The following is a 20,168-nucleotide window of genomic DNA, read 5'->3' on the forward strand; positions in this document are numbered from 1 at the left end:
TTCCACACTCGTTCACCGCTTCTTTAGCGCAAGTGCAAACCGTTCTATCGTCTCTTTGGATAATCCATTTACACTCTTATTCTTCCCTTTTACCACTCGCAGAACCACTCGATCTAATGCAGTCATCTTCTCTTCGTAAATCTCATCACCGAACACTTCTTTTGTAATTGATTGGTTATACAGCTTCTCTGGAAATGAAGATTTCAATTCTTGTATGGCTTGCTCCCCCTTCGCTCCTGCACAAATAAACAATCCAACGCGCTTATTAGCTAGTTCATTTTGATATTTTGAAGTAAACTCCGTCATTTGTTTTTGTATTTTCCCAAAATAAATAGACCCACCTAAGATTACAGTATCGTACCGTTCTAATGTAGGCTCTTTAGCATGCATTAAATTAACTACTTCAGTCTCATCATCCAATTGATTTTTCAATAAATAGGCAGCTTTCTCCGTACATCCATATTTAGAAGTATAAATAATAATCGTCTTCATTCTGATTCTTCCCTCCACCCTCTGATCATCCTACTATGTTAAAGGCTCACGTATCTCCCTGGTTGCTATTGAAACCATAGAATCCAAATAACAAGATATCAGTGCTTCAACCTGATCTTCTGGCAAATCCTTTTCCACAATCAAACGCATAATTAATCCGAACGCAGCACTCCACATCACTTGAGCAGTGAGCTCTATCGAAGATTCCATATGTTGTTCTTTCGATTCGAACCTAGATAGACATTGACAGAGCATACCTATCGCTTTACGCTCCTGACCAGCTCCCTTGAATAGAACTGCTGTGTAACTAAGAACAGCCGGTGTATCATTTAGCATAACATTACGGTACTCAACACTTGTGGTAAGGGTCATCCTGATCCATTGCTCAAGCGATTGTCTCAAAAGCGTCTCTGGGGGCAGTTCATGCTCCACCTTCCGCTGTACGGACTGAAGCCCGGCAACCATATCTGTATATTTCTGTTGCAAATATCTCACCACAATTTCATCTTTACCCTGAAAGTAATGATAAATAATACCCGGAGAATACTCGATTTTCTCTGCAATTTTGCGAATAGAAAGCTTTTCAATCCCCTCCTCTGCAATCAACAAGGCCGCAGCCTCTAAAATTCTTTTCTTCATTTCCTCACGCTCACGCATTTGCCGTTGTTCTTTAGTCATCATGACGTCTCCTTATAATTTGAACATCGTTTAGTCATTGAACACTGTTAAATATATATAATTTATAACGTTCTTTTCTATATAGTAAGTCACAGGCAAACCACCCAACCCTTATTGTCAAATCCAAACATGAAAAATCCGCCAGTCCTTATAGACTGGCGGAACCAAACTTCATGATGTTAAAGGATTACAGACAAAGAGTTTTAGTGATGATAACCAACAGGATAAACAGAACCAGAATCGCTCCTGTGGAAGTAAATCCACCATATCCTCCTGCGAATTCGCCCATTTTAACTCCTCCTTTGTAATTGAGTACACCATAAGATATGCTAAATCCCACTCTGTGCTTGGGTGAAATGAACAAAAATAACCCAACAATCCTGTTAAGGCTGTTAGGTTATTCATTGTTAGTTTACATAATAATTATTATGTAAACTTTTTCCGCGTTTATCTTAATTATCGTGAGATAACCATTAATTTTTCATGACTACATCATCGCTGTTACCTTTACAATCATTAACCTTATTATTAGTTAATGTGTTGAAGTATTGACTCGGATTTCCTTGAGGCGGATTAAAACGCTCTTTAAATTCTCCATTTGTGTACTCTCCAATCACTCTATGCCAGAAACTACGGGCAGGCGTATTCGCACGTACCTGTGACACCTTCCAGTCGCCTGGATACATATCAAACAATTTATGCGCGGCCCAGGTCCCCACACCGCTCCGGCGATATTTTTGCATCACAAAAAACTCAGTCATGTAAAATTGCCCTTCGGGATCATACAACAACCGTTCTACCAAAGCAAATCCGGCAATATTCCCGTCTACTTTAAACAAATACGCAAATTTATTGTTGCCACTACTCCAAAATGATTCTAATCCCGGATAAGCTGGATATACTCCATCTTGATCTACATCAAGCTCCAGATAACGGGTGAAATCATATAAATAGTACTGCATTAGTTTGCTTATCGTCTGTTTCCGCTCTTTGGGAACCAGCTCCATTCCAAGTTCCATTTCGTGCACCTCTGCCATTTATGTTTACTACACATCATATAACTTAGTTACTTCAGGAGCAAGTTCATCACTAGTAAATAGCTTTGATCAAAGCCATGGGACAAGAAGAACCGGCTTTACCGTCCTTATTGGGACGGTTTCCGTTTCTGCGAGAAATATAAGGCATAAAGTATGGTGTGAAACTTATACTTTCTTATATTTGGACAAAACATGATAAGATAGAAAGAAGAAATGATATGCAAACTATGGAAAAGGTGAATCACATGAGCGTTCAAAAGAACGATGACCGTAAAAAACTGGATCTAAAGCTACCTCTCATGCCTTGGTTCGTTCAGCAGTTTATTGATTATAAGCGTCCTGATCTATCCCCATCCACCCTGCTGGAGTATATTCGGGACTATGAGTCCTTTTTTGGATGGCTGCGTGCAGAAGGCCTCTCACAGGCCAACTCCAATACAGAGATCACTCTGCTGGAATTAGAAACCCTGCATATGGATAGTATTGTTGGATACCGCCTACACCTCACTACCCGAGCTGAGGGAACCAATACACGAGTAACCGTGTCCCGTAAGCTGTCCGCATTACGCTCTTTATTTCATTATTTAAGTCAAATCGCTGAGGACGAGAACTTCTATCCATTGCTTAAGCGAAACATTATGGCTAAGGTTGAAGTTAAACGAACGCATAAACCTAAGGATACTGCTACTAAATTAAAGGGCAAGATTCTAGAGGATGAGGAACTGCTGGAATTTGTGGGGTACATTTTCGAAGGATATGGACGAGATGTTGAAGGAAACAAGCAGGCCTATTACTCCTTTCAATTAAATCGTGAACGCGATGCTTGTATTGCCAGCTTAATTCTGAATTCTGGTCTTCGTGTATCCGAAGTAGTCAATCTAAACGTAGATGATCTGGATGTTAATAACAAGCTGATCTATGTCACCCGAAAAGGGAACAATGATGAAACCTTCAAAACCCCTGTTTATTTTCGAGAACAAGCTAAAGAGGATTTAGCTCTTTATTTAAGCCTACGTCAATCCCGTTATAAAACGCCGAAGAGGGAAAAAGCTTTATTTATCGCTTTGCCCAATGGACGGCAAGAAGGCAAACGCATGACCAAAAGAGCCATTCAAGAAATGATTATTAAATATGCAAAACGCTTTGGTAAGCCCTATCTAACGGTACATAAGCTTCGTCACTCTTTTGCAACAGACTATTATCTGCAAAACGATATTTATAAAACGAAAGAACAGCTCGGGCATGCTTCGACAGAAACAACCGAGATCTATGCTCATCTCACGGACAAAACGATGTCTGAGGCGATTGAACGCCGTTTGGATAGTTAATTTTTTGCGAAAAGCCGGCCATACCCTATCCGATTTTTATGGAAAAGGTGTGGCCGGCTCTCTTTTTACATGGTTTAAAAAGACTGATCAGATTAGCATTATGTTGAATTATCGGATTTTCTATTGTGAATTTTTCATATAATGAAATGTTGTAAATAATATCGTTGGCATATTAGATAATTAGCTATTTCCGTCCTATTGTTAATGTCAAAAAGCATTTTACCTTTATCCTATCCCCGTATTTCTCCCGGAAGCTTGATAATAGTCACTTTAGCACCCGCAGATAAGCCTCGATCCCCTGGTGGAACAACAATCAGACAATCGCTATCCTTGATCGTGACCATCACGGAAGATTCGTCTATCGCTGCTGGAATGGCATAAAGGCTGCCTTCACGGATCTCTAATCGCGCTCTAACAAATCGGGTAAAGTCATTCACTCTGTTATAATCTGCACCGAGTGTGGCGCTCCATTCTGGTAAGAACGGCTGTGACGCACACTGCATTAATCTGATAACCGGACGTGCGAACAATTGAAAACCAACGAAACAAGCACCTGGATTACCTGATAGGGCTAACAGCAGCTTACCACCTCTAACAGCAGCAGTGGTTACACTTCCCGGACGCATCGTCACTTTATTAAATAACATATCTCCACTCTGTTCACGAACCAAATCGCCCATAATATCATAATCTCCTACCGATACTCCACCCGTAGTGATTACAAAATCATAGGTTTCCAGCGCCATCTGTACTTTACTTCGAGCCAGATCCAGATCATCCACAATAGATCCCAGCATCACGGGCTCCCCACCTGCCTCTTTGACTAAAGCTTCGAGCATGGGTGAGTTGCTGTTTCGAATTTTGCCAGGCTGTAGTGGTTCATGTACCTCTAGCAGCTCTGTGCCTGTCGCAAAGATAGCTACCTTAGGCCGACGATAGACTTTCACTGTATGTATGCCAAACGCTGCCAGAACAGCTATATCCCCGGCAGAGATTAATCGCCCCGCTGGCAGCACTAGCTCACCAGAGCTTAACTCCAGCCCCATCGGTGTGATATTAGACTTCGCTTCCTGCTTCTTTCGAATACCTACGTAAGTCTTTCCTTCCTCCTCACGTGTCTCTGTTACTTCTAGCATAACTACAGTATCTGCCCCTAACGGCACTTGTGCTCCAGTCATTATCCTTGCTACTGTTCCCGAAGTTATATCTACCGATGCTACAGCGCCACATGGAATATTGTCCACCATTTCTAACCATACGACTTGTCCATTTACACAGTGACTTGTATCTGCTGCAATAATTGCATATCCATCCATGCTAGAACGGTTAAACGCGGGAAAAGAATGTGGCGCAATCACTTCCTCAGCCAAATAACGTCCACAGACCTCATTCAATGAGACCTCCTGTGACTCTAGCGGATTCGCAAATTTGATTATTTTGGCCTGTGCCTCTTTTACTTGAAGCGCGCTGCGCTGAAATTTATGATCCTTCATACCATACCTCCGCTCTAAATCGTCCGTTTTTTGCAGTACAATAGGTACTATTTTAACATGAGCTATCCTGAAGTAAAATGAATGGTGGAAACGACATTAAATCCTTTACCGATTTCAGCTACGTAATTACAAAAAAAAAGATGCGATCTCAAGATCACATCTCTTACGATTCATGTCTAGGATGCTCTAATTACCTTCACATCACCAGGAATTACTTTCTCCCCTTCATACAGCATGAACCGTCCATGTTGCCATTCTACACGCAGAAGCCGAGAATCATCTGACTGATATTGCCATACATGCTGCTCTCCACCATTCATAAAAGGGGTTTGGCCTAGGGCAGCAACATATCCTTCATACTCTTCCTCCAGAAAAAATGTATAATCATCCAGTTCAAGTGTTGTTGGAACCTCAGCAGGATTATCTAAGCGCCCATCAATAGGTTTATATAAACCATATTGCAGCTGTTCCCGCTCCTCAATATGCAAATAGGCAATTTGACTACCATCTCTTAATGTCAGCACTACCGCATTTCGTCCACGATTATGGGTCCTGCCGGTAACCTCGTAGGTAACGAGCGATACTTCACAGATGTCTCCAGGAGACAAATTAAGCATACTTTTCTGAACTTCCTGTGCCGCTGGTTTGGAGAAAAGATTACCTATACGTTTCCATATACTCAACTTGATCGTTCCCCCTACATAAATGCAGAAATAATTAAAGCTCCCGTAATTTGCAGTGAGCCTGATAATAAGCCGTACCCGATTTTGCCAAGCTGTGTACCATGATCCAGATCCAGACTCCCCCATTTAGCCAAGAGGAGACGGACCGTTCTTTCCAATATAAGCAAAAGAAAAAAAGATACAATCGAGATCAGCAAAGCATCTGGCAGGCTGTTAGAAGCAGCTATCGATGATGATAAAATGAACGCCTGTGCCAATAGCTTCATTACAAAACGTGTAGTAACTGCCATATTTCCAGCCTTTAACTCTTCTAAATCATTGTATCGAGTGAAGAGTGAATCTACGAACATCAGCACAAACAGCAACACCGCGCCGCTCACTGTCCACACGACCATGGACACCAGGATATGGAAATCCATTCTAATAGCCCCCGCTTATTCATTTTGCATGCTGTCATAAGCATAGATAAAGCGAAGAGGAAACGATATTCCTGTCTCCCCTTCGCCTGTGAACATCAGCCGTGAAACGGCTAAGATCAAATGTTATTGCTTCTCGTATTGTTTCATCAGAGCAGCCAATTCATCTTCTACTGCTTGATCTTTGTTCAACTTCTCGAACTCATCATCAAGTGATTTGTTGCCCGAGCTCATCTCGTTGCTGGCTTCGGCTTGAGCTTCTGCTTGCAGCATTTTTTCTTCCATACGTTTCAGGCCAGCAGATGCGGAATCAGAGCTGAAACCGCTCATCGCTTTATTAATTTCAGTTTGAGCTTTGGCAGCATTATAACGTGCAACCAAGGTTTCCCGTTTGTTCTTCATTTGAGTGAGCTGCTTACGCATCTCGTCAAGTTTGCCGCGAAGATTATCCGCAGATGCTTTGTTCTGGTCGAAGCTAGCTTTGTATTCTACCAGTTTAGCTTCAGCAGCCTTCTTCTCTTCCAGAGCTCGGCGAGCAAGGTCAACATTACCAGCTTGAGCTGCAGCATGTGCCTGTTGCGTACGTTTGTTAACAAGCGCTTCCTGCTCTTCATAAAGCTGCTTGAACTTTTTCTCAATAGCGATTTGAGCCGCTACCGCTTTTTCTGCATCTTCCAAATCTTCGGTCATATCACGAATGTACTGATCGGTCATCTTAATCGGGTCTTCTGCTTTGTCGATAATCGCATTCACGTTAGACATTGTTAAATCGCGCAATCTTTTAAATATAGACATGGTTTCATTCCTCCAAAAGATAATTTAAATACTCACTTGATATCTTTTACGCAGAATTGCCAATCCCGTTTCACATTTGTTGCGCTAAATATTGAATTACTTTATTATTTACGATCTCAACGACCTCTTTAATACCTTCTTTCGTGAGATCGTCGTAATGAATGCCCATAACCACTGTGACCGTCCTGTTTAAAGCCTCAGCTACCCTAATGCAAATATCTTCGCTTATCGTATGCTCTTTATGATGAGGAACGGCAGAGGTCTGCACTTCCACCCGCTCTCCATTTAAATACGCAGTACTTGCCGCTCCAATATGACGAACGCCCCCACTAATTACGAGTAAAAGATCACATCCGACAGGCATCGCCGTCAGCTCAATCTCCTCGGGGTTAATCTTGTTAGAAGTCAATAGTATCTCCTCACTACTCCACTTTATATAATGCCACGTATTTCATCCAAGGATTGAATATTCTCTTGAACCATGAATTGCTCAAGCTCTTCAACAAGCTGGCTACCTGCTCTCAAATTCATGAAATTGTAGGTTCCTACTTGGATTACCGAAGCACCTGCCATAATAAATTCAATAATATCAGTAGCTGTGGTGATGCCCCCCATTCCGATTACTGGAATAGATATGTTCTGTGCGACTTGATGCACCATGCGCAAAGCAACTGGCTTAATCGCTGGTCCGGACAGTCCGGCATACAAGTTATTAAATACACTACTTCTCCGTCGCACATCAATTTTCATCCCGGAAATGGTGTTGATCAGCGAGACAGCATCTGCTCCCTCTGCCTCACACATTTGCGCCATCTCAACGATATTCTCAGCACCTGGAGACAGCTTTACCGCAAGTGGTAGCCTAGTGGCACGTCTAACAGCTTGTACTACTTTTTGCGCTTCTGAAGTCTTGATTCCAAATGCAATTCCACCCTCTTTTACATTTGGACAGGAAATATTCAACTCAATCATATCAACAGCTGGTTTACCTGCGCTTAATCGAAAATCTGCATCACGCTGGATTATTTCTGCTCCAAGTACGTAATCCTCAAGCGTCCCGCCCCCAAGATTCACCAAACGGGCTGTATCGAGTGTTTCCCAATAAGGGCATTCTTTTTCCAAGAACGCAGCTACACCGGGATTCTCCAATCCTACACTATTCAGCATGCCAGAGGCTGTCTCATAAACTCGAGTGCCAGGGTTACCTGCTTTTGGATGGAGGGTGAGCCCTTTCCCTGAGATTCCACCTAGCAAAGATACATCATACAGCTTTCCATATTCACGACCAAAGCCGAATGTTCCTGAAGCCATTACAATCGGATTCTTAAAATGAACGCCTGCAATAGTTGTACTCATCTTAGTCATGAAAAATCACCTCCTCAGAAAGGAACACGGGTCCGTCTGCACAGGCTTTTCGCTGACCATCACGACAAGAAACACTACAAACAAGACAGGCACCAATGCCGCAAGCCATTCGATTCTCTAGAGAGAGATAAACTTTTGTATTGCTTCCTGCCTCTTCGGCCGTTACTCCTTTAAGCTGTGCAGCTTTAAGCATAGGATGTGGGCCGCAAACGAAAACATGATCATATTGACTAAAATCCACACGATCCAAAATAAATCCGCCTACATCTACTGTAAGCTCGGCTGCTAATGGACGAAAAGCTTCTGTCCGGTAAGCTTCCCGACTAAAACCTAGAAAGATATCACAACTAGGCAGCTGCTTTGCACAATAATATAGCGGCGCTATTCCGATTCCACCACCAATAAGTGCAACCTTGCCTTCGACCTGCGGGAATCCCGTGCCAAAAGGCCCTTCAAGCTCCACTGAGTCACCATGAGTCAACTGTGAAAATATCTCAGTGCCTTCCCCCACTACGTGATATAAAAATTCGACACTATCTTCTTTTACTTCATGTATACTTAACGGTCTGGAAAGGATCGGATAAGCATCCCATGCCCGTAACATGTAGAATTGACCCATTTCACCGCCGCTATTCGTTTCAACTTTAAGGTGGTACACTCCGTCAGTTAGCCGATCGTTACTTAAAACCATCCCCACGTTATCAAGCTCCTTCAAATTTTATCTTTATTAAGATTGCCTTAGAAGGAGTATAAAATCTGTGACAAACTTCACATTCAAAGCGCGCTATCCCTTTTTCCAGATCCCGCGTTCATAAGGTTTGGGGACATTACGTACGCTTCCAAGCGCCTCTTCCGCATGTAAAGCCCAATAGGGATCGCTCAACATCCCACGGCCAACGGCTATCAGCTCTGCCCGTTCTTCCGCGACGATGGACTGTGCCTCAGTAAAGGATTCAAGCCGCCCCACTGCAATTACAGGCACCTGTAATTCACTACGGATAAACTCTGCCAGATCCACTTGATAAGCAGGGCCTGCACCCGGCCCTCCATTTGAACCTATAGGACCTTCTCCTCCAGAAGAAACATGGAACAGATCCACTCCAGCATTCTTATACCGTCGGCAAATATCCAGAGCGTATTCAGCATCATATCCACCCTCTACATATTCCTTCGCAGATATTCTCATAATCAATGGCATGTCTACAGGAACCACTTCTCGGACTGCTTTAACTACCTGTTCTCCGAACAACGCAGGATCTTGTCCATATTCATCATCTCTGGTATTCGTCAATGGAGAATGAAACTGATGAATTAAATAACCATGTGCACCATGAATTTCGACCGTATCAAATCCTGCCTCTATAGCTCTGCGCGCCCCTTCACGGAAGGCCTCAATTAATTCTGAAATTCCTTTTTTAGAAAGGGCCTGTGGCGTTTTGAAATTAGCATCAAAAGGAATTGCTGATGGAGCCACTGGCGGCTCTGCATCCACAGCTTTTCGTCCAGCATGTCCTAATTGAACAGCGATTTTTGATCCATACGCATGTACACCATCCGTGATTCTACGATAAGCTTCAATTTGCGAATCACTCCAGATTCCTGTATCTCGATTAGTGATTCTACCATCTGGATGTACGCCAGTCATTTCCACGATAATAAATCCTGTACCGCCAATAGCACGGCTTACATAATGAACATAATGCCAATCATTAGGGATGCCATCCTCTTTATCCACCGAATACTGGCACATAGGTGGCATGACAATACGATTCTTCAGCGATAACCCCTTCAATTCATACGGTGCAAACAAATCAGACATACATGTCTCCATCCTTCCGTAATCTATAATTGACTCGGGAATTCCCCGTTCTATTAGTATACACGCATTGGTTCCTTCAAGAAATCTTAACCAATACTGTATTGTTATCAGCATAAATCTACCCATCTATGGAGATAACAATTAAGAATATGACGGTGATCAGGTAGTAAAGGAGGCAGATGGGGATGTATTTTCAACGGAGAGGTCAGAAACTGCTTATAGTATTAGGAACAATCATAACTATGCTATTCCCAACCTATTCTTCAGAGGTTGCGTCAGCGCCTGTGCAGAGTCAGAAGACTCCGCAAGAACAAACACAAAGTGTACCCGCTTCAGACGAAGATACGGCAATTTCAGCAGGTAGCGCTGCTACAAATAGTTCGACGCTTAACAGCAATAAAAACACTAAAGGTCTGACATTAAGTCAGCTGTTACACAAATACCCAGAGACTTTTAAGACTAGTGGACCTCGGAATAAAGTCATAGCACTTACTTTTGATGATGTTCCTGATCCAAGATTTACCCCCCAATTGCTTAGCATCCTGAAAAAATATAATGTCAAAGCAACCTTCTTTGTGGTGGGAAGCCGAGCAAAAAAACATCCAGCTTTGGTGAAAAGAATGATTAGAGAAGGACATGCGATTGGAAATCACTCGTATAACCACCCTCAGTTTGTGAAGCTTGCGATGAATGATTTTCAATCACAAATCATAAAGACCGAGGATATTATACAAACCTTGGCCGGATATAAACCACGACTAATTCGCCCACCCTATGGGGATATCAGTGAACAGCAGCTTAAATGGGCAAAAAGCCATGGCTACACGCTCGTGAATTGGAATGTGGACTCATTGGACTGGAAAGGACTTTCCAAAAACCAAGTCAGAAATAATATTCTAGCCCATATTGGAAGAGGAGCGATTATTCTTCAGCACGGTGGAGGCGGTCCAGGTAGTCATCTACAAGGAACGATTCAGGCTTTACCTGAAGTAATCACTATTATGCGCAAGCGGGGCTATACATTCGTTACCGTTCCTCAATTACTTCAAGTGTCCAAAAGTAAATAAATTTTCCAAAAATATATATTTAATAATACGCAAAAAAACGGAGGCAGCCGCTAAGGACTCCCTCCGTTTCCTGTGTAACCTTATTTTAGAACTTTTCATATCTCATAGGTATTCTCTCTATTTTTATCTTTCTATTTAACAATGTATAATTGTACATATTGATAACCGAATGACGATACAAAGCTTTGGCTACCAGGGATAAAGATATCGATACGATTGCCTTTTATAGCACCGCCCACATCCGTTGCCGTTGCTAAGAATGCATCTTTAGGCAATCCATCATGTGAATGGCCTGTCACCAATACTTTGGTACCGAGAGGAATCACATTTGGATCAACAGCAATAGTTCCAAGCTTGAGAGAATTTCCGAAATAATCTACTGCACCCCATCCGCCGTTCTCACTGCTTGCAGAAGAATAAGCTGAAGCTTTGACTTGAATCGATTTGTCATAATTAAAGGACTTACCCCATGCTTCAACTGTTTTGGACTCTGAGTTTACATTCAGACTTGGTGTAATCACTGGTGATTTGTCAGTTGTAGTTACGGACTCAGCCTGCATCTTACTAGGAATAGTAATTTCAAGACCTTCGTAAATGTTAAGTGCTGCAACGTTTGGGTTTGCTTTCATTAATTCATTCACACCTACATTATATTGCTTGGATAAAGTATAAAAAGTGTTGCCATCCTTAGCGATATGAACGCTGTCTGCATGAGCTGGAACGGCATGCAGTAATGCACTGATTCCCATAATTGCAGCAAGGGTTTTAATTGTTCTAAATCTGTTCTTCATAATTGCCTCCTCATTAGATGGGCGTGAACGGTATCACTTCCGTATACGCTCGTGTACATTTTAAGTACTTATGTACAACCCGTGTGTGATTTCTTGATGTGTTGCAGTCTTTTGTAAAACTGACAGGACTTAATATATCACAATTTTGTAACCTGTGCTTATGTAATTGTTACCATTGTGAAAAATCAAGTTTCAATATTGTCATTTTTTCGGATTGTGGTTAACATATTTTTCATTATGTAAACTACATTAAAAGATACATACACCATTTTTAATAAATTATCATATAAAATTCCCGAAGATTTTACATAGCGTTAACATTTCATGCTTTATCCAATAGTAGAATGATAGAATATGATAAATAGAATAGATATAGACAACGAATCATATTTGGAGGTCCCATGAATACAGAAGAGAATAAAAATAACCAAAGCAGCCCAGCCACTGCTTACCTCAATAGAGATTTGAGCTGGATCGAATTTAACCGACGCGTGCTGAAAGAAGCTCAAGACCCTGATAATCCGCTAATGGAACGGGCTAGATTTCTGGCTATCGTCTCAAGCAATCTTGATGAATTCATAAGCGTTCGAGTGGCAGGAATTCAAGATCAAATCCGGGCAGGCTATACTAAAAAAGATTTCACTGGCTACACCCCTTCCGGGCTATACAAACGTCTCATCAAGCGAGTTACCAAAATTGTTGCCGACCAATACCGGATTTTCCGTGATATTTCACGGAGTCTGCATAAAGAAGGTATCGTTTTTGTTGATTATGAGGATCTCACTCATGCACAAGAACAGTCCATAGAACAATATTACCGGGATATCATTTATCCTGTACTTACGCCAATGGCTGTAGATCAGAGTCGACCGTTTCCACTCGTTCATAGCCAATTTATCTATTTAGCAGTAGTTCTTACTCGTAAGAATGGCCTTGAAGAAGAGCCTTTTTTTGCTATTCTGCAAATTCCATCTAATCTGCCAAGATGTATCCCGCTACCACACCGGTCTAACAGTAAGAAACGACAGTTCGTATTTATAGAGGATGTCATCCGTCATCACATTCAAACTTTATTTAGTGGTTATGAGCCCGTTGCCGTTAGTGAATTTCGTTTGACCCGCAACTCTGATCTCACGATCGACGAAGAAGGGGCCGAGGATCTTCTAGAAGAGATTGAAAAGGAGCTGCGCAAGCGTCGCCGCGGTGTTCCAGCAAGACTTGAAGTACAAAAAGGAATTCATCCATATGCCTTGGAACAGCTGCAAGCTGAGTTTGAAATTGAAGATTTCGTATTCGAAATTGAAGGTCCGCTAGATCTAAGTTTCCTTCGTAATTTCGCCGGCAGTATTAAGGGCTTTAGTTACTTAAACTATCCAAGCATTGAACCCGTCTACCCTGCTGAATTTGAAGAGAACGAGGATTTCTTTGAGGTATTACGTGAGCGAGATGTCCTGGTCTATCACCCTTACGAATCCTTTGATGCGATGACGGACTTTATCATTCAAGCCTCAGAGGACGAACAAGTGATGGCCATTAAGATGACTTTATACCGCGTGAGCGGAAACTCTCCTCTGATCACTGCACTCGCTAATGCTGCTGAATCCGGAAAACAGGTAACAGTCGTTGTTGAGTTAAAAGCCAGATTTGATGAGGAACGTAACATTGCTTGGGCCCGCCAACTTGAAAAATCCGGATGCCATGTCGTTTATGGTCTTGTTGGACTCAAAACACATGCCAAAGTCACCTTGATTGTCCGTCAAGAAGGCCATGAATTACGTCGTTACGTGCATGTAGGCACAGGAAATTACAATGACAGCACCGCCAAAGTCTACACGGATCTAAGTCTATTTACTGCTCAAAGTGATATCGGACTTGATGCTTCCGAACTGTTTAATCAAATGACTGGCTATTCCGCTGATTTTGACTGGAATTCCTTCATTGTAGCTCCAACGGACATGAGCCTTTCCTTACAAAAGCTGATGAAGCGTGAAGCGGAGCATGCTGCAGCTGGAAGACCTGCACGTATCATTGCCAAAATGAACTCACTCTCTAATCAACAAGTCATCGACGATTTATATGGTGCCGCACAGGCCGGTGTATCTATCGATTTAATCGTTCGGGGGTTTGTTGTCTTCGTCCGGGGATTGAAGGCTTGAGCGAAAACATTACGGTTCGCAGTATTGTCGACCGCTTTCTGGAGCATTCAAGAATTTACTATTTTGAAAATGGCGGGAAGCCTGAGGTGTATTTATCCAGTGCAGACTGGATGACTAGAAACCTAACCCGACGGATCGAGCTGATGTGTCCGGTAAGAGACAGCAATATTCGTAAACAAATCGTTAAGATTCTTGAACTATCCCTTAAAGATAATGTGAAGGCTAGCTTCTTACAGCCTAATGGGTATTACGAGCAACCAGACGACAAAAAGGCCCCTTTCCGGAGCCAGTTCGCAGCAATGGATGTTACACGTTGGAAGGAAAATCGAGTTTTACCTTCACCGCCCAAGCATTCTTAAATGCTTTCAAGGCGTTCTCAATGTCCTCTAGACCAATCAGAAGCGCTGAAGCGCCCTCAAGATCCAGATTAAGAGTATTGCCGTGGAGATTAGCCTTCAGGCCGCTTACAATCCCGATCTCGGTGCTGTCTAGTGCAATGCTAAGCTGTACAAGCGATCCGAGCTTATGAATCCACTCTTCGTCGGAAGGCAGTAAAATGTCCTTATACATCTGGGACAATTTCTGCTTCCGGCTTTTTGTGCTATACGAGGCAATCATCGCGCACAGGATAAGCTGGCGGTGTGTCAGTCCACGAATCGGTGAATTCATCAGCCAATACAGGGTGTGTCGTTTAGATTGATAATAGTTAATGTTAGACCCTGTCCGATGTAGCATGATGGATACATAAATTAACATCTCATGTTCAGCTTTATTCTCCTCATCCTTGAACGCGTCAAACAGACTTAGAGCAAGTTTGTTAATATGATCTAAATACCGTTTAGAAGTACGAATATCAAACCGAATAATCGTATTTAAACTGTATTCAAGCGCACTGTCTCGCACCGGTTGCTCCGGCTTCAGTAGATCATGTAGCATACCTTCCCTGAGCCCCTCCCCGCTGATTACAGCCTGACTAGCCCCAATATACTGATATACCGTATGGAAAATAATCAACCCGGATACGATGATATCTGCTCGACTCTTAGACAACCCATCTAAATCTTTACGCTTATCATAAGGCATTGAAGGTAATGTGTTCATAAAATGCTCAATCGTCTCACTGGCCATGGTGTAACCGTGAGAGTTAGGTAATGAGTATGCTCTAGTCTTTTGATCCAGCTTACCTAGAGAACGAACCGTACCTCCCAGACCAAACAATGGAAGACCTGCTGTTGAGTTAAGCCAATCATGCTCTACCAATCTCCCCAGAACATAGGTCTCGAGCTTCTGAATCTGCTCTCCATTCCAGTTCCCACCTTGACCAAACATAAGATTGGTATTCACCGCTCCGAACGGAAAGGAAATACTATGTTGATAACGCCGCCCGCGAAAAAGTGTGATTTCAGTACTCCCGCCACCAATATCGATGACATAACCATCTTCAACATTAAATGCATTTATGACACCTAAGAAGCCAAAGTAAGCTTCCTGATGACCACTGATAACCTCAATGGGTATAGTTGAAGCTTCTGACAAAAAGGCAATAATTTCACTGGAGTTAGCAGCATTTCTGATTGCCGCTGTAGCGCCCGCACGAATGGTTTCTACATCAAAAGCATTGCAGATCTCCTTAAACTGGCGCAAGACTGGGATGATCGTCTCCATATCCTTCTGCTCCAGTCGACCTTCCTTCGTAATCTTCTCACTAAGACGCGCAGAGTACTTACACTCCTTTATGATCTTATAGCCTCCCTCCGGCGTTGTATCATAGATTACAAGACGTATGGAGTTAGAACCAATATCGATAATGCCTATCCGGCGCAGATCATCTCTCATTATGTATGTACTCCTTTTCAAGTTGTTTGACCATCTATTATACATGGTTTACATAAATAAATGAACTCAGTCCATTATATCCTCAAATTACGCAACTGTTAAAAAAATAAAGCGGCACCCGGATAACTTGCCCGAGCGCCGCTACAATTTGACTTACTTATAACACTTTACTTAAAAAATCCTGTGTACGTACATGCTGAGGATTTCCGAATACTTGTGCAGGTGTACCTTGCTCTACAATCACGCCGCCATCCATAAATAGAATACGGTCGCCCACTTCGCGTGCAAAGCCCATCTCATGCGTAACTATGACCATTGTCATCCCATCTTCTGCAAGCTTCTTCATAACCTCCAGCACCTCACCGACCATCTCTGGATCAAGGGCTGAGGTTGGCTCGTCAAAGAGCATCACATGAGGCTGCATCGCCAGCGCCCGGGCAATCGCGATCCGCTGCTTCTGTCCTCCTGACAGTTGAGCAGGATAAGCATCCTTTTTATCTTCTAGGCCTACAGTCTTGAGCAGCTCCATTGCGAATTTATCAGCTTCGGACTGCTGCTGTTTTTTCACCTTAATCGGTGCTAGTGTAATGTTCTGTAGAACTGTTTTGTGAGGAAAGAGGTTAAACTGCTGAAATACCATGCCCATCTTCTCACGTGTGACATTAATATCGTGCTTTTTGGAGGTAATAGATTCACCTTCAAAAGTAATTTCGCCACCAGTTGGCTGCTCCAGGAGATTCAAACAGCGCAGAAAGGTACTTTTACCCGATCCACTCGGTCCGATAACGACGACGACCTCACCTTTATGAATCTCCAAGTCAATTCCCTTGAGAATTTCCAGCTTTCCGTAATTTTTTTGCAAGTTCTTAACGGCGATCATCGGTATTCAGCCTCCTTTCCAGTCTACCTAGGATCTTCGATAGCGTAAATGTCAGCACAAAGTACATAAATGCGATAATTACAAGTGGTGTCATACCATCGTAAGAAATCGTTGTAACCGTACGTGCTTGAAACATCAAATCCGTAACGCCGATAAAAGAAATAATCGATGATTCCTTGATAATGGTAATAAATTCATTTCCGATTGCCGGAAGAACACTCTTGAGTGCCTGCGGGAGTATGATATGGCGCATAGTCATCCCTTGCTTCATTCCAAGCGAACGGGCTGCCTCCATTTGTCCACGATCTACCCCTTGTATCCCAGCACGGAAAATCTCTGCAAGGTAAGCAGAACTGTTAATGGATAAAGTGATTGCCCCCGACTGAATCGGTGTAAATTCAATCCCGAATGTAGCCAATCCATAATGGATCAGAAACAGTTGTACAAGCATAGGTGTACCACGAAGGAATTCTACCCAGGCTGTTGCCAAGAAGCGAAGCACACCCCATTTGGACATACGTAGCAAGGAAACAATAATCCCTAGAATAAAACCAAAGAAGACGCCTAGAACAGCAAGCAGCAAGGTATACTGCAAACCGGTTAGGAAAAAATCACGATAATCATAAGCCATTTTAAATAAAGTAATGTCCATAACCTATCCTCCCATCTCCAAAAAAATAGAAAATAGCTTATTGTCGCTATTTTCTGTATACACATACAATTTACTTTAGCAGACTTTAAAAATATCCGTTGTTTCTTTACTTCGTGCTATCTGCAAGCTCACTAGCTGCCGTTACGTACTCATCAATTTTACCTTCTGAGTTTAAACGTGTCAGTGTGCTGTTTACTTGATCCAGTAGCTCTTTGTTTCCTTTTTTAATACCAATAGCATAACCGTCATCTTCAACTTCTGGCTTAGCATCAGTAATTACAAGACCAGGAACATTCTTAACGAATGATTTGGCGACGGGCCCTTCAATGATAGCAGTATCTACACGATTGGATTGCAATTGTAGAACGATTTCGGAGATTTTACCCAGCGAAGTGATTTTCGCTCCCTCGATCCCTTTAGCAATTTCTTCTTGAATGGAACCAGTCTGCACACCAATTTTGGTACCTTTTACAGCATCCATAGTGGCGTATTTATCTTTGTCCGCTTCGCGCACAACAATCGCTTGCTCAGCCTTGTAATAAATGTCTGAAAGATCAACAGCTTTTTTACGTTCTTCCGTCGGGCTAAGTCCAGAAATTACAATATCTACTCTTCCGCTGGACAATTCGTTTAGTAGTGAGTCGAATGGCAAGTCCTTAATTACAAGTTCTGCACCCATATCAGCAGCAATTTCCTTAGCGATATCGATATCAAAGCCCACGATAGTATCTTTACCGTCTACTACTTTATGGAATTCGTACGGAGGAAAATCTGCACTTGTGCCCATAGTAAGCTTCTTAGTAGCCCCACCGTTAGTTGCATTTCCACTTGCAGCGGTATCACTATCATTTTTATTTTGACCGCAGCCTGACAACAGGCCTACTGCTAATAACATACCTAAACTAAGTTTACCCCATTTGTTCATTTCTATATCTCCCCTATTCATATGAAAAAAATCCACGTTGTCTCTTTGACCGACTTATTATAAATCAGAACGCATGAATATGCAAAGGCATAATTGTGACAATAACTTCCTTTTATTGGGTTTCAAAGCAAAGAATTCATTCTTCTGAAACATATTATTCAACATTTATTCAAATTTTATATAATTTTATACATTTTTACTATTCCCTAACTTAACCAAATCATGCGGCAAATCGCCCCTAATTTTCATTAAAAAAAGGAGTGCACTAAAGTATGAGTTATACTTCAGTGCACTCCCTTATTAACCTATTACGGAATCTAATGAATCCTTATTCCGTAATTTCATTATAAATATCAATGTACTGTTGCGCCGATACATTCCAGCTATAATCGCCAGCGAATGCGTTTTTCGTAATCTTTTTCCAGTGTTCAGGCTGCTTGTATAATGAGATCGCCCGGCGAAGTGTAAACATCATATCGTGGGCGTTGTAGTTACTGAATGTAAAGCCGTTCCCTTCACCGGATTCTTCATTATAAGCTTGAACTGTGTCATTCAGGCCACCAGTTTCGCGCACAACAGGTATGCTACCATAGCGTAAAGCGAGAAGTTGACTGATCCCGCAAGGTTCAAACTTGGAAGGCATAAGAAAGATATCACTAGCAGCATATATTTTGCGTGAGAGTGCATCATTAAAGAGGATTTGTGAAGATAGCTTTGTCGGATAACGCCAAGCCGCTTCCTTAAACCATCGCTCATAGGACTCATCCCCCGTTCCAAGCAGAACAAATTGAATGTCATCCTTATACAATAGCTCATCCAATACACGCGTAAGCAAATCTAAACCCTTGGAATCCACAAGACGAGTAACCATAGCCACCATCGGAATATTAGCATCCACAGGTAGTCCTAATTCCTCCTGCAAGGCTAATTTGTTCTCCGTTTTCTTCGCCAGATTAGAACGATAACGGGTAGCAAGACTTGTATCTGTTGCAGGATTATAACTTTTTGTATCTATTCCATTCACAATACCGCTCAAAACATCCGCTCGCGCATTCAACAATCCATCCAGTCCGTAACCATAATAAGGTGTTCGAATTTCTTCCGAGTAGGTTGGACTTACTGTGGTGACACGGTCGCTGTATACAATGCCACCTTTTAAGAAATTCACATTCCCGTAATACTCCACGCCTCCAAAATAACTGCTGTCAAGACCCAATAGCTCCCCAAGCACCTCATATGGAAACACACCCTGATACAACAGGTTATGTATGGTAAATACACTTCGCATTTCGCTGTAAAATGGATTGTGTCGATAATGACCCTGAAGCAGCATTGGGATTACAGCCGCATGCCAATCATGGCAATGCAAGACGTCCGGCTGAAAATCAATAGCTGGCAGACACTCCAGCACCGCACGATTATAGAACGCGAAGCGTTCCCCATCGTCCATATATCCGTAGATTCCGTCCCGTCCAAAATAATATTCATTGTCGATAAAGTAAACGGGAATACCGTCATAAACCATATGTTCGATCCCGCAGTATTGATTACGCCAACCGATTGGCACATACACTTCTGTTAAATGCTCCATTTTTGAAGTGAACTTTTCTGGAATCCCACGATATTTAGGCAAAATCACTCGTACATCTACCCCGGCACCCTTCAGTGCTTTAGGTAATGCCCCAATGACATCGGCCAGACCACCCGTTTTGATAAATGGATGAGCTTCAGCTGCGGCAAATAAAACTTTCATGA

The 20,168-nt window shown here is 42.4% G+C and carries 20 protein-coding genes and 1 pseudogene; 3 read left to right on the top strand and 18 right to left on the bottom strand.

Annotation, left to right across the window (positions count from 1 at the left end):
- Nucleotides 1-12: 12 nt before the first annotated feature.
- The 4 genes from H70737_RS16080 to H70737_RS16090 form a co-directional block, all read right to left on the bottom strand.
- Nucleotides 13-492: a flavodoxin domain-containing protein gene (locus H70737_RS16080; RefSeq protein ID WP_042188746.1), complete on the bottom strand. Its 480-nt coding sequence runs from the start codon at nt 490-492 to the stop codon at nt 13-15.
- Nucleotides 493-525: 33 nt separating this feature from the next.
- A complete protein-coding gene (locus tag H70737_RS16085) occupies nt 526-1,173 on the bottom strand; it encodes a TetR/AcrR family transcriptional regulator (protein WP_042188748.1) in 648 nt (215 codons plus the stop codon).
- Between the two features lie 184 nt (nt 1,174-1,357).
- Nucleotides 1,358-1,459 carry a sporulation protein YjcZ gene (locus tag H70737_RS31070; protein ID WP_197069683.1) on the bottom strand — a complete coding sequence of 34 codons (102 nt, stop codon included), beginning with the start codon at nt 1,457-1,459 and terminating at the stop codon, nt 1,358-1,360.
- Nucleotides 1,460-1,643: 184 nt separating this feature from the next.
- The gene (locus H70737_RS16090; RefSeq protein ID WP_052404316.1) at nt 1,644-2,189 is read right to left on the bottom strand and encodes a GNAT family N-acetyltransferase; all 546 of its coding nucleotides are present in this window, start codon (nt 2,187-2,189) and stop codon (nt 1,644-1,646) included.
- 263 nt (nt 2,190-2,452) lie between these two features.
- Here H70737_RS16090 and xerS point away from each other — a divergent pair, with 263 nt between their 5' ends.
- Nucleotides 2,453-3,535, top strand: a complete 1,083-nt coding sequence (gene xerS / locus H70737_RS16095; protein WP_042194019.1) for a tyrosine recombinase XerS — start codon at nt 2,453-2,455, stop codon at nt 3,533-3,535.
- 230 nt (nt 3,536-3,765) lie between these two features.
- On the opposite strand, the gene H70737_RS16100 is transcribed toward xerS, so the two are convergent.
- From H70737_RS16100 to H70737_RS16135, 8 genes are all read right to left on the bottom strand, one after another.
- Entirely contained in the window at nt 3,766-5,028 is a 1,263-nt protein-coding gene (locus tag H70737_RS16100) for a molybdopterin molybdotransferase MoeA (protein WP_042188750.1), read from the bottom strand.
- A gap of 176 nt (nt 5,029-5,204) precedes the next feature.
- Nucleotides 5,205-5,711, bottom strand: a complete 507-nt coding sequence (locus H70737_RS16105; protein WP_042188751.1) for a DUF4178 domain-containing protein — start codon at nt 5,709-5,711, stop codon at nt 5,205-5,207.
- 14 nt (nt 5,712-5,725) lie between these two features.
- Nucleotides 5,726-6,130: a DUF350 domain-containing protein gene (locus H70737_RS16110; protein WP_042188754.1), complete on the bottom strand. Its 405-nt coding sequence runs from the start codon at nt 6,128-6,130 to the stop codon at nt 5,726-5,728.
- A gap of 123 nt (nt 6,131-6,253) precedes the next feature.
- Nucleotides 6,254-6,922: a PspA/IM30 family protein gene (locus H70737_RS16115; protein ID WP_042188756.1), complete on the bottom strand. Its 669-nt coding sequence runs from the start codon at nt 6,920-6,922 to the stop codon at nt 6,254-6,256.
- A gap of 70 nt (nt 6,923-6,992) precedes the next feature.
- Complete coding sequence (locus tag H70737_RS16120; protein WP_081951138.1) at nt 6,993-7,331, bottom strand: prenylated flavin chaperone LpdD; 339 nt, start codon at nt 7,329-7,331, stop codon at nt 6,993-6,995.
- A 23-nt stretch (nt 7,332-7,354) separates the two neighbouring features.
- On the bottom strand, nt 7,355-8,287 hold the full coding sequence (locus H70737_RS16125; protein ID WP_042188759.1) for a dihydroorotate dehydrogenase: 933 nt from the start codon (nt 8,285-8,287) through the stop codon (nt 7,355-7,357).
- The gene (locus H70737_RS16130; RefSeq protein WP_156113128.1) at nt 8,280-8,984 is read right to left on the bottom strand and encodes a dihydroorotate dehydrogenase electron transfer subunit; all 705 of its coding nucleotides are present in this window, start codon (nt 8,982-8,984) and stop codon (nt 8,280-8,282) included. The genes H70737_RS16125 and H70737_RS16130 overlap by 8 nt, the downstream gene beginning before the upstream one ends.
- A gap of 87 nt (nt 8,985-9,071) precedes the next feature.
- Complete coding sequence (locus H70737_RS16135; protein WP_042188760.1) at nt 9,072-10,106, bottom strand: NADH:flavin oxidoreductase/NADH oxidase; 1,035 nt, start codon at nt 10,104-10,106, stop codon at nt 9,072-9,074.
- Between the two features lie 185 nt (nt 10,107-10,291).
- Here H70737_RS16135 and H70737_RS16140 point away from each other — a divergent pair, with 185 nt between their 5' ends.
- Nucleotides 10,292-11,173: a polysaccharide deacetylase family protein gene (locus H70737_RS16140; protein WP_042188762.1), complete on the top strand. Its 882-nt coding sequence runs from the start codon at nt 10,292-10,294 to the stop codon at nt 11,171-11,173.
- Nucleotides 11,174-11,304: 131 nt separating this feature from the next.
- Here the strand turns inward: H70737_RS16140 and H70737_RS16145 are convergent, their stop codons facing one another.
- The gene (locus H70737_RS16145; protein WP_042188764.1) at nt 11,305-11,964 is read right to left on the bottom strand and encodes a 3D domain-containing protein; all 660 of its coding nucleotides are present in this window, start codon (nt 11,962-11,964) and stop codon (nt 11,305-11,307) included.
- 401 nt (nt 11,965-12,365) lie between these two features.
- Here H70737_RS16145 and ppk1 point away from each other — a divergent pair.
- Nucleotides 12,366-14,479 (top strand): annotated as a pseudogene (gene ppk1 / locus H70737_RS16150) (polyphosphate kinase 1).
- On the opposite strand, the gene H70737_RS16155 reads toward ppk1, so the two are convergent.
- The 5 genes from H70737_RS16155 to glgA form a co-directional block, all read right to left on the bottom strand.
- On the bottom strand, nt 14,427-15,956 hold the full coding sequence (locus H70737_RS16155; protein ID WP_042188766.1) for a Ppx/GppA phosphatase family protein: 1,530 nt from the start codon (nt 15,954-15,956) through the stop codon (nt 14,427-14,429). The pseudogene ppk1 and the gene H70737_RS16155 overlap by 53 nt on opposite strands.
- 157 nt (nt 15,957-16,113) lie before the next feature.
- Entirely contained in the window at nt 16,114-16,836 is a 723-nt protein-coding gene (locus H70737_RS16160; RefSeq protein WP_042188767.1) for an amino acid ABC transporter ATP-binding protein, read from the bottom strand.
- Nucleotides 16,823-17,488 carry an amino acid ABC transporter permease gene (locus H70737_RS16165; protein WP_042128253.1) on the bottom strand — a complete coding sequence of 222 codons (666 nt, stop codon included), beginning with the start codon at nt 17,486-17,488 and terminating at the stop codon, nt 16,823-16,825. Before H70737_RS16165 ends, H70737_RS16160 begins: the two co-directional genes overlap by 14 nt.
- A 106-nt stretch (nt 17,489-17,594) precedes the next feature.
- The gene (locus tag H70737_RS16170; RefSeq protein WP_042188769.1) at nt 17,595-18,413 is read right to left on the bottom strand and encodes a transporter substrate-binding domain-containing protein; all 819 of its coding nucleotides are present in this window, start codon (nt 18,411-18,413) and stop codon (nt 17,595-17,597) included.
- Nucleotides 18,414-18,741: 328 nt separating this feature from the next.
- Complete coding sequence (gene glgA / locus H70737_RS16175; RefSeq protein ID WP_042188772.1) at nt 18,742-20,166, bottom strand: glycogen synthase GlgA; 1,425 nt, start codon at nt 20,164-20,166, stop codon at nt 18,742-18,744.
- Nucleotides 20,167-20,168: the final 2 nt, after the last annotated feature.

It is taken from the genome of Paenibacillus sp. FSL H7-0737 (genome assembly GCF_000758545.1).
Classification (GTDB): domain Bacteria; phylum Bacillota; class Bacilli; order Paenibacillales; family Paenibacillaceae; genus Paenibacillus_AQ.

Coding starts and splice junctions, on each gene's coding strand:
- H70737_RS16080 (WP_042188746.1), bottom strand. CDS start 492: ATGAAGACGATTATTATTTATACTTCTAAATATGGATGTACGGAGAAA.
- H70737_RS16085 (WP_042188748.1), bottom strand. CDS start 1,173: ATGATGACTAAAGAACAACGGCAAATGCGTGAGCGTGAGGAAATGAAG.
- H70737_RS31070 (WP_197069683.1), bottom strand. CDS start 1,459: ATGGGCGAATTCGCAGGAGGATATGGTGGATTTACTTCCACAGGAGCG.
- H70737_RS16090 (WP_052404316.1), bottom strand. CDS start 2,189: ATGGAACTTGGAATGGAGCTGGTTCCCAAAGAGCGGAAACAGACGATA.
- xerS (WP_042194019.1), top strand. CDS start 2,453: ATGAGCGTTCAAAAGAACGATGACCGTAAAAAACTGGATCTAAAGCTA.
- H70737_RS16100 (WP_042188750.1), bottom strand. CDS start 5,028: ATGAAGGATCATAAATTTCAGCGCAGCGCGCTTCAAGTAAAAGAGGCA.
- H70737_RS16110 (WP_042188754.1), bottom strand. CDS start 6,130: ATGGATTTCCATATCCTGGTGTCCATGGTCGTGTGGACAGTGAGCGGC.
- H70737_RS16115 (WP_042188756.1), bottom strand. CDS start 6,922: ATGTCTATATTTAAAAGATTGCGCGATTTAACAATGTCTAACGTGAAT.
- H70737_RS16125 (WP_042188759.1), bottom strand. CDS start 8,287: ATGACTAAGATGAGTACAACTATTGCAGGCGTTCATTTTAAGAATCCG.
- H70737_RS16135 (WP_042188760.1), bottom strand. CDS start 10,106: ATGTCTGATTTGTTTGCACCGTATGAATTGAAGGGGTTATCGCTGAAG.
- H70737_RS16140 (WP_042188762.1), top strand. CDS start 10,292: ATGTATTTTCAACGGAGAGGTCAGAAACTGCTTATAGTATTAGGAACA.
- H70737_RS16145 (WP_042188764.1), bottom strand. CDS start 11,964: ATGAAGAACAGATTTAGAACAATTAAAACCCTTGCTGCAATTATGGGA.
- H70737_RS16155 (WP_042188766.1), bottom strand. CDS start 15,956: ATGAGAGATGATCTGCGCCGGATAGGCATTATCGATATTGGTTCTAAC.
- H70737_RS16160 (WP_042188767.1), bottom strand. CDS start 16,836: ATGATCGCCGTTAAGAACTTGCAAAAAAATTACGGAAAGCTGGAAATT.
- H70737_RS16165 (WP_042128253.1), bottom strand. CDS start 17,488: ATGGACATTACTTTATTTAAAATGGCTTATGATTATCGTGATTTTTTC.
- H70737_RS16170 (WP_042188769.1), bottom strand. CDS start 18,413: ATGAACAAATGGGGTAAACTTAGTTTAGGTATGTTATTAGCAGTAGGC.
- glgA (WP_042188772.1), bottom strand. CDS start 20,166: ATGAAAGTTTTATTTGCCGCAGCTGAAGCTCATCCATTTATCAAAACG.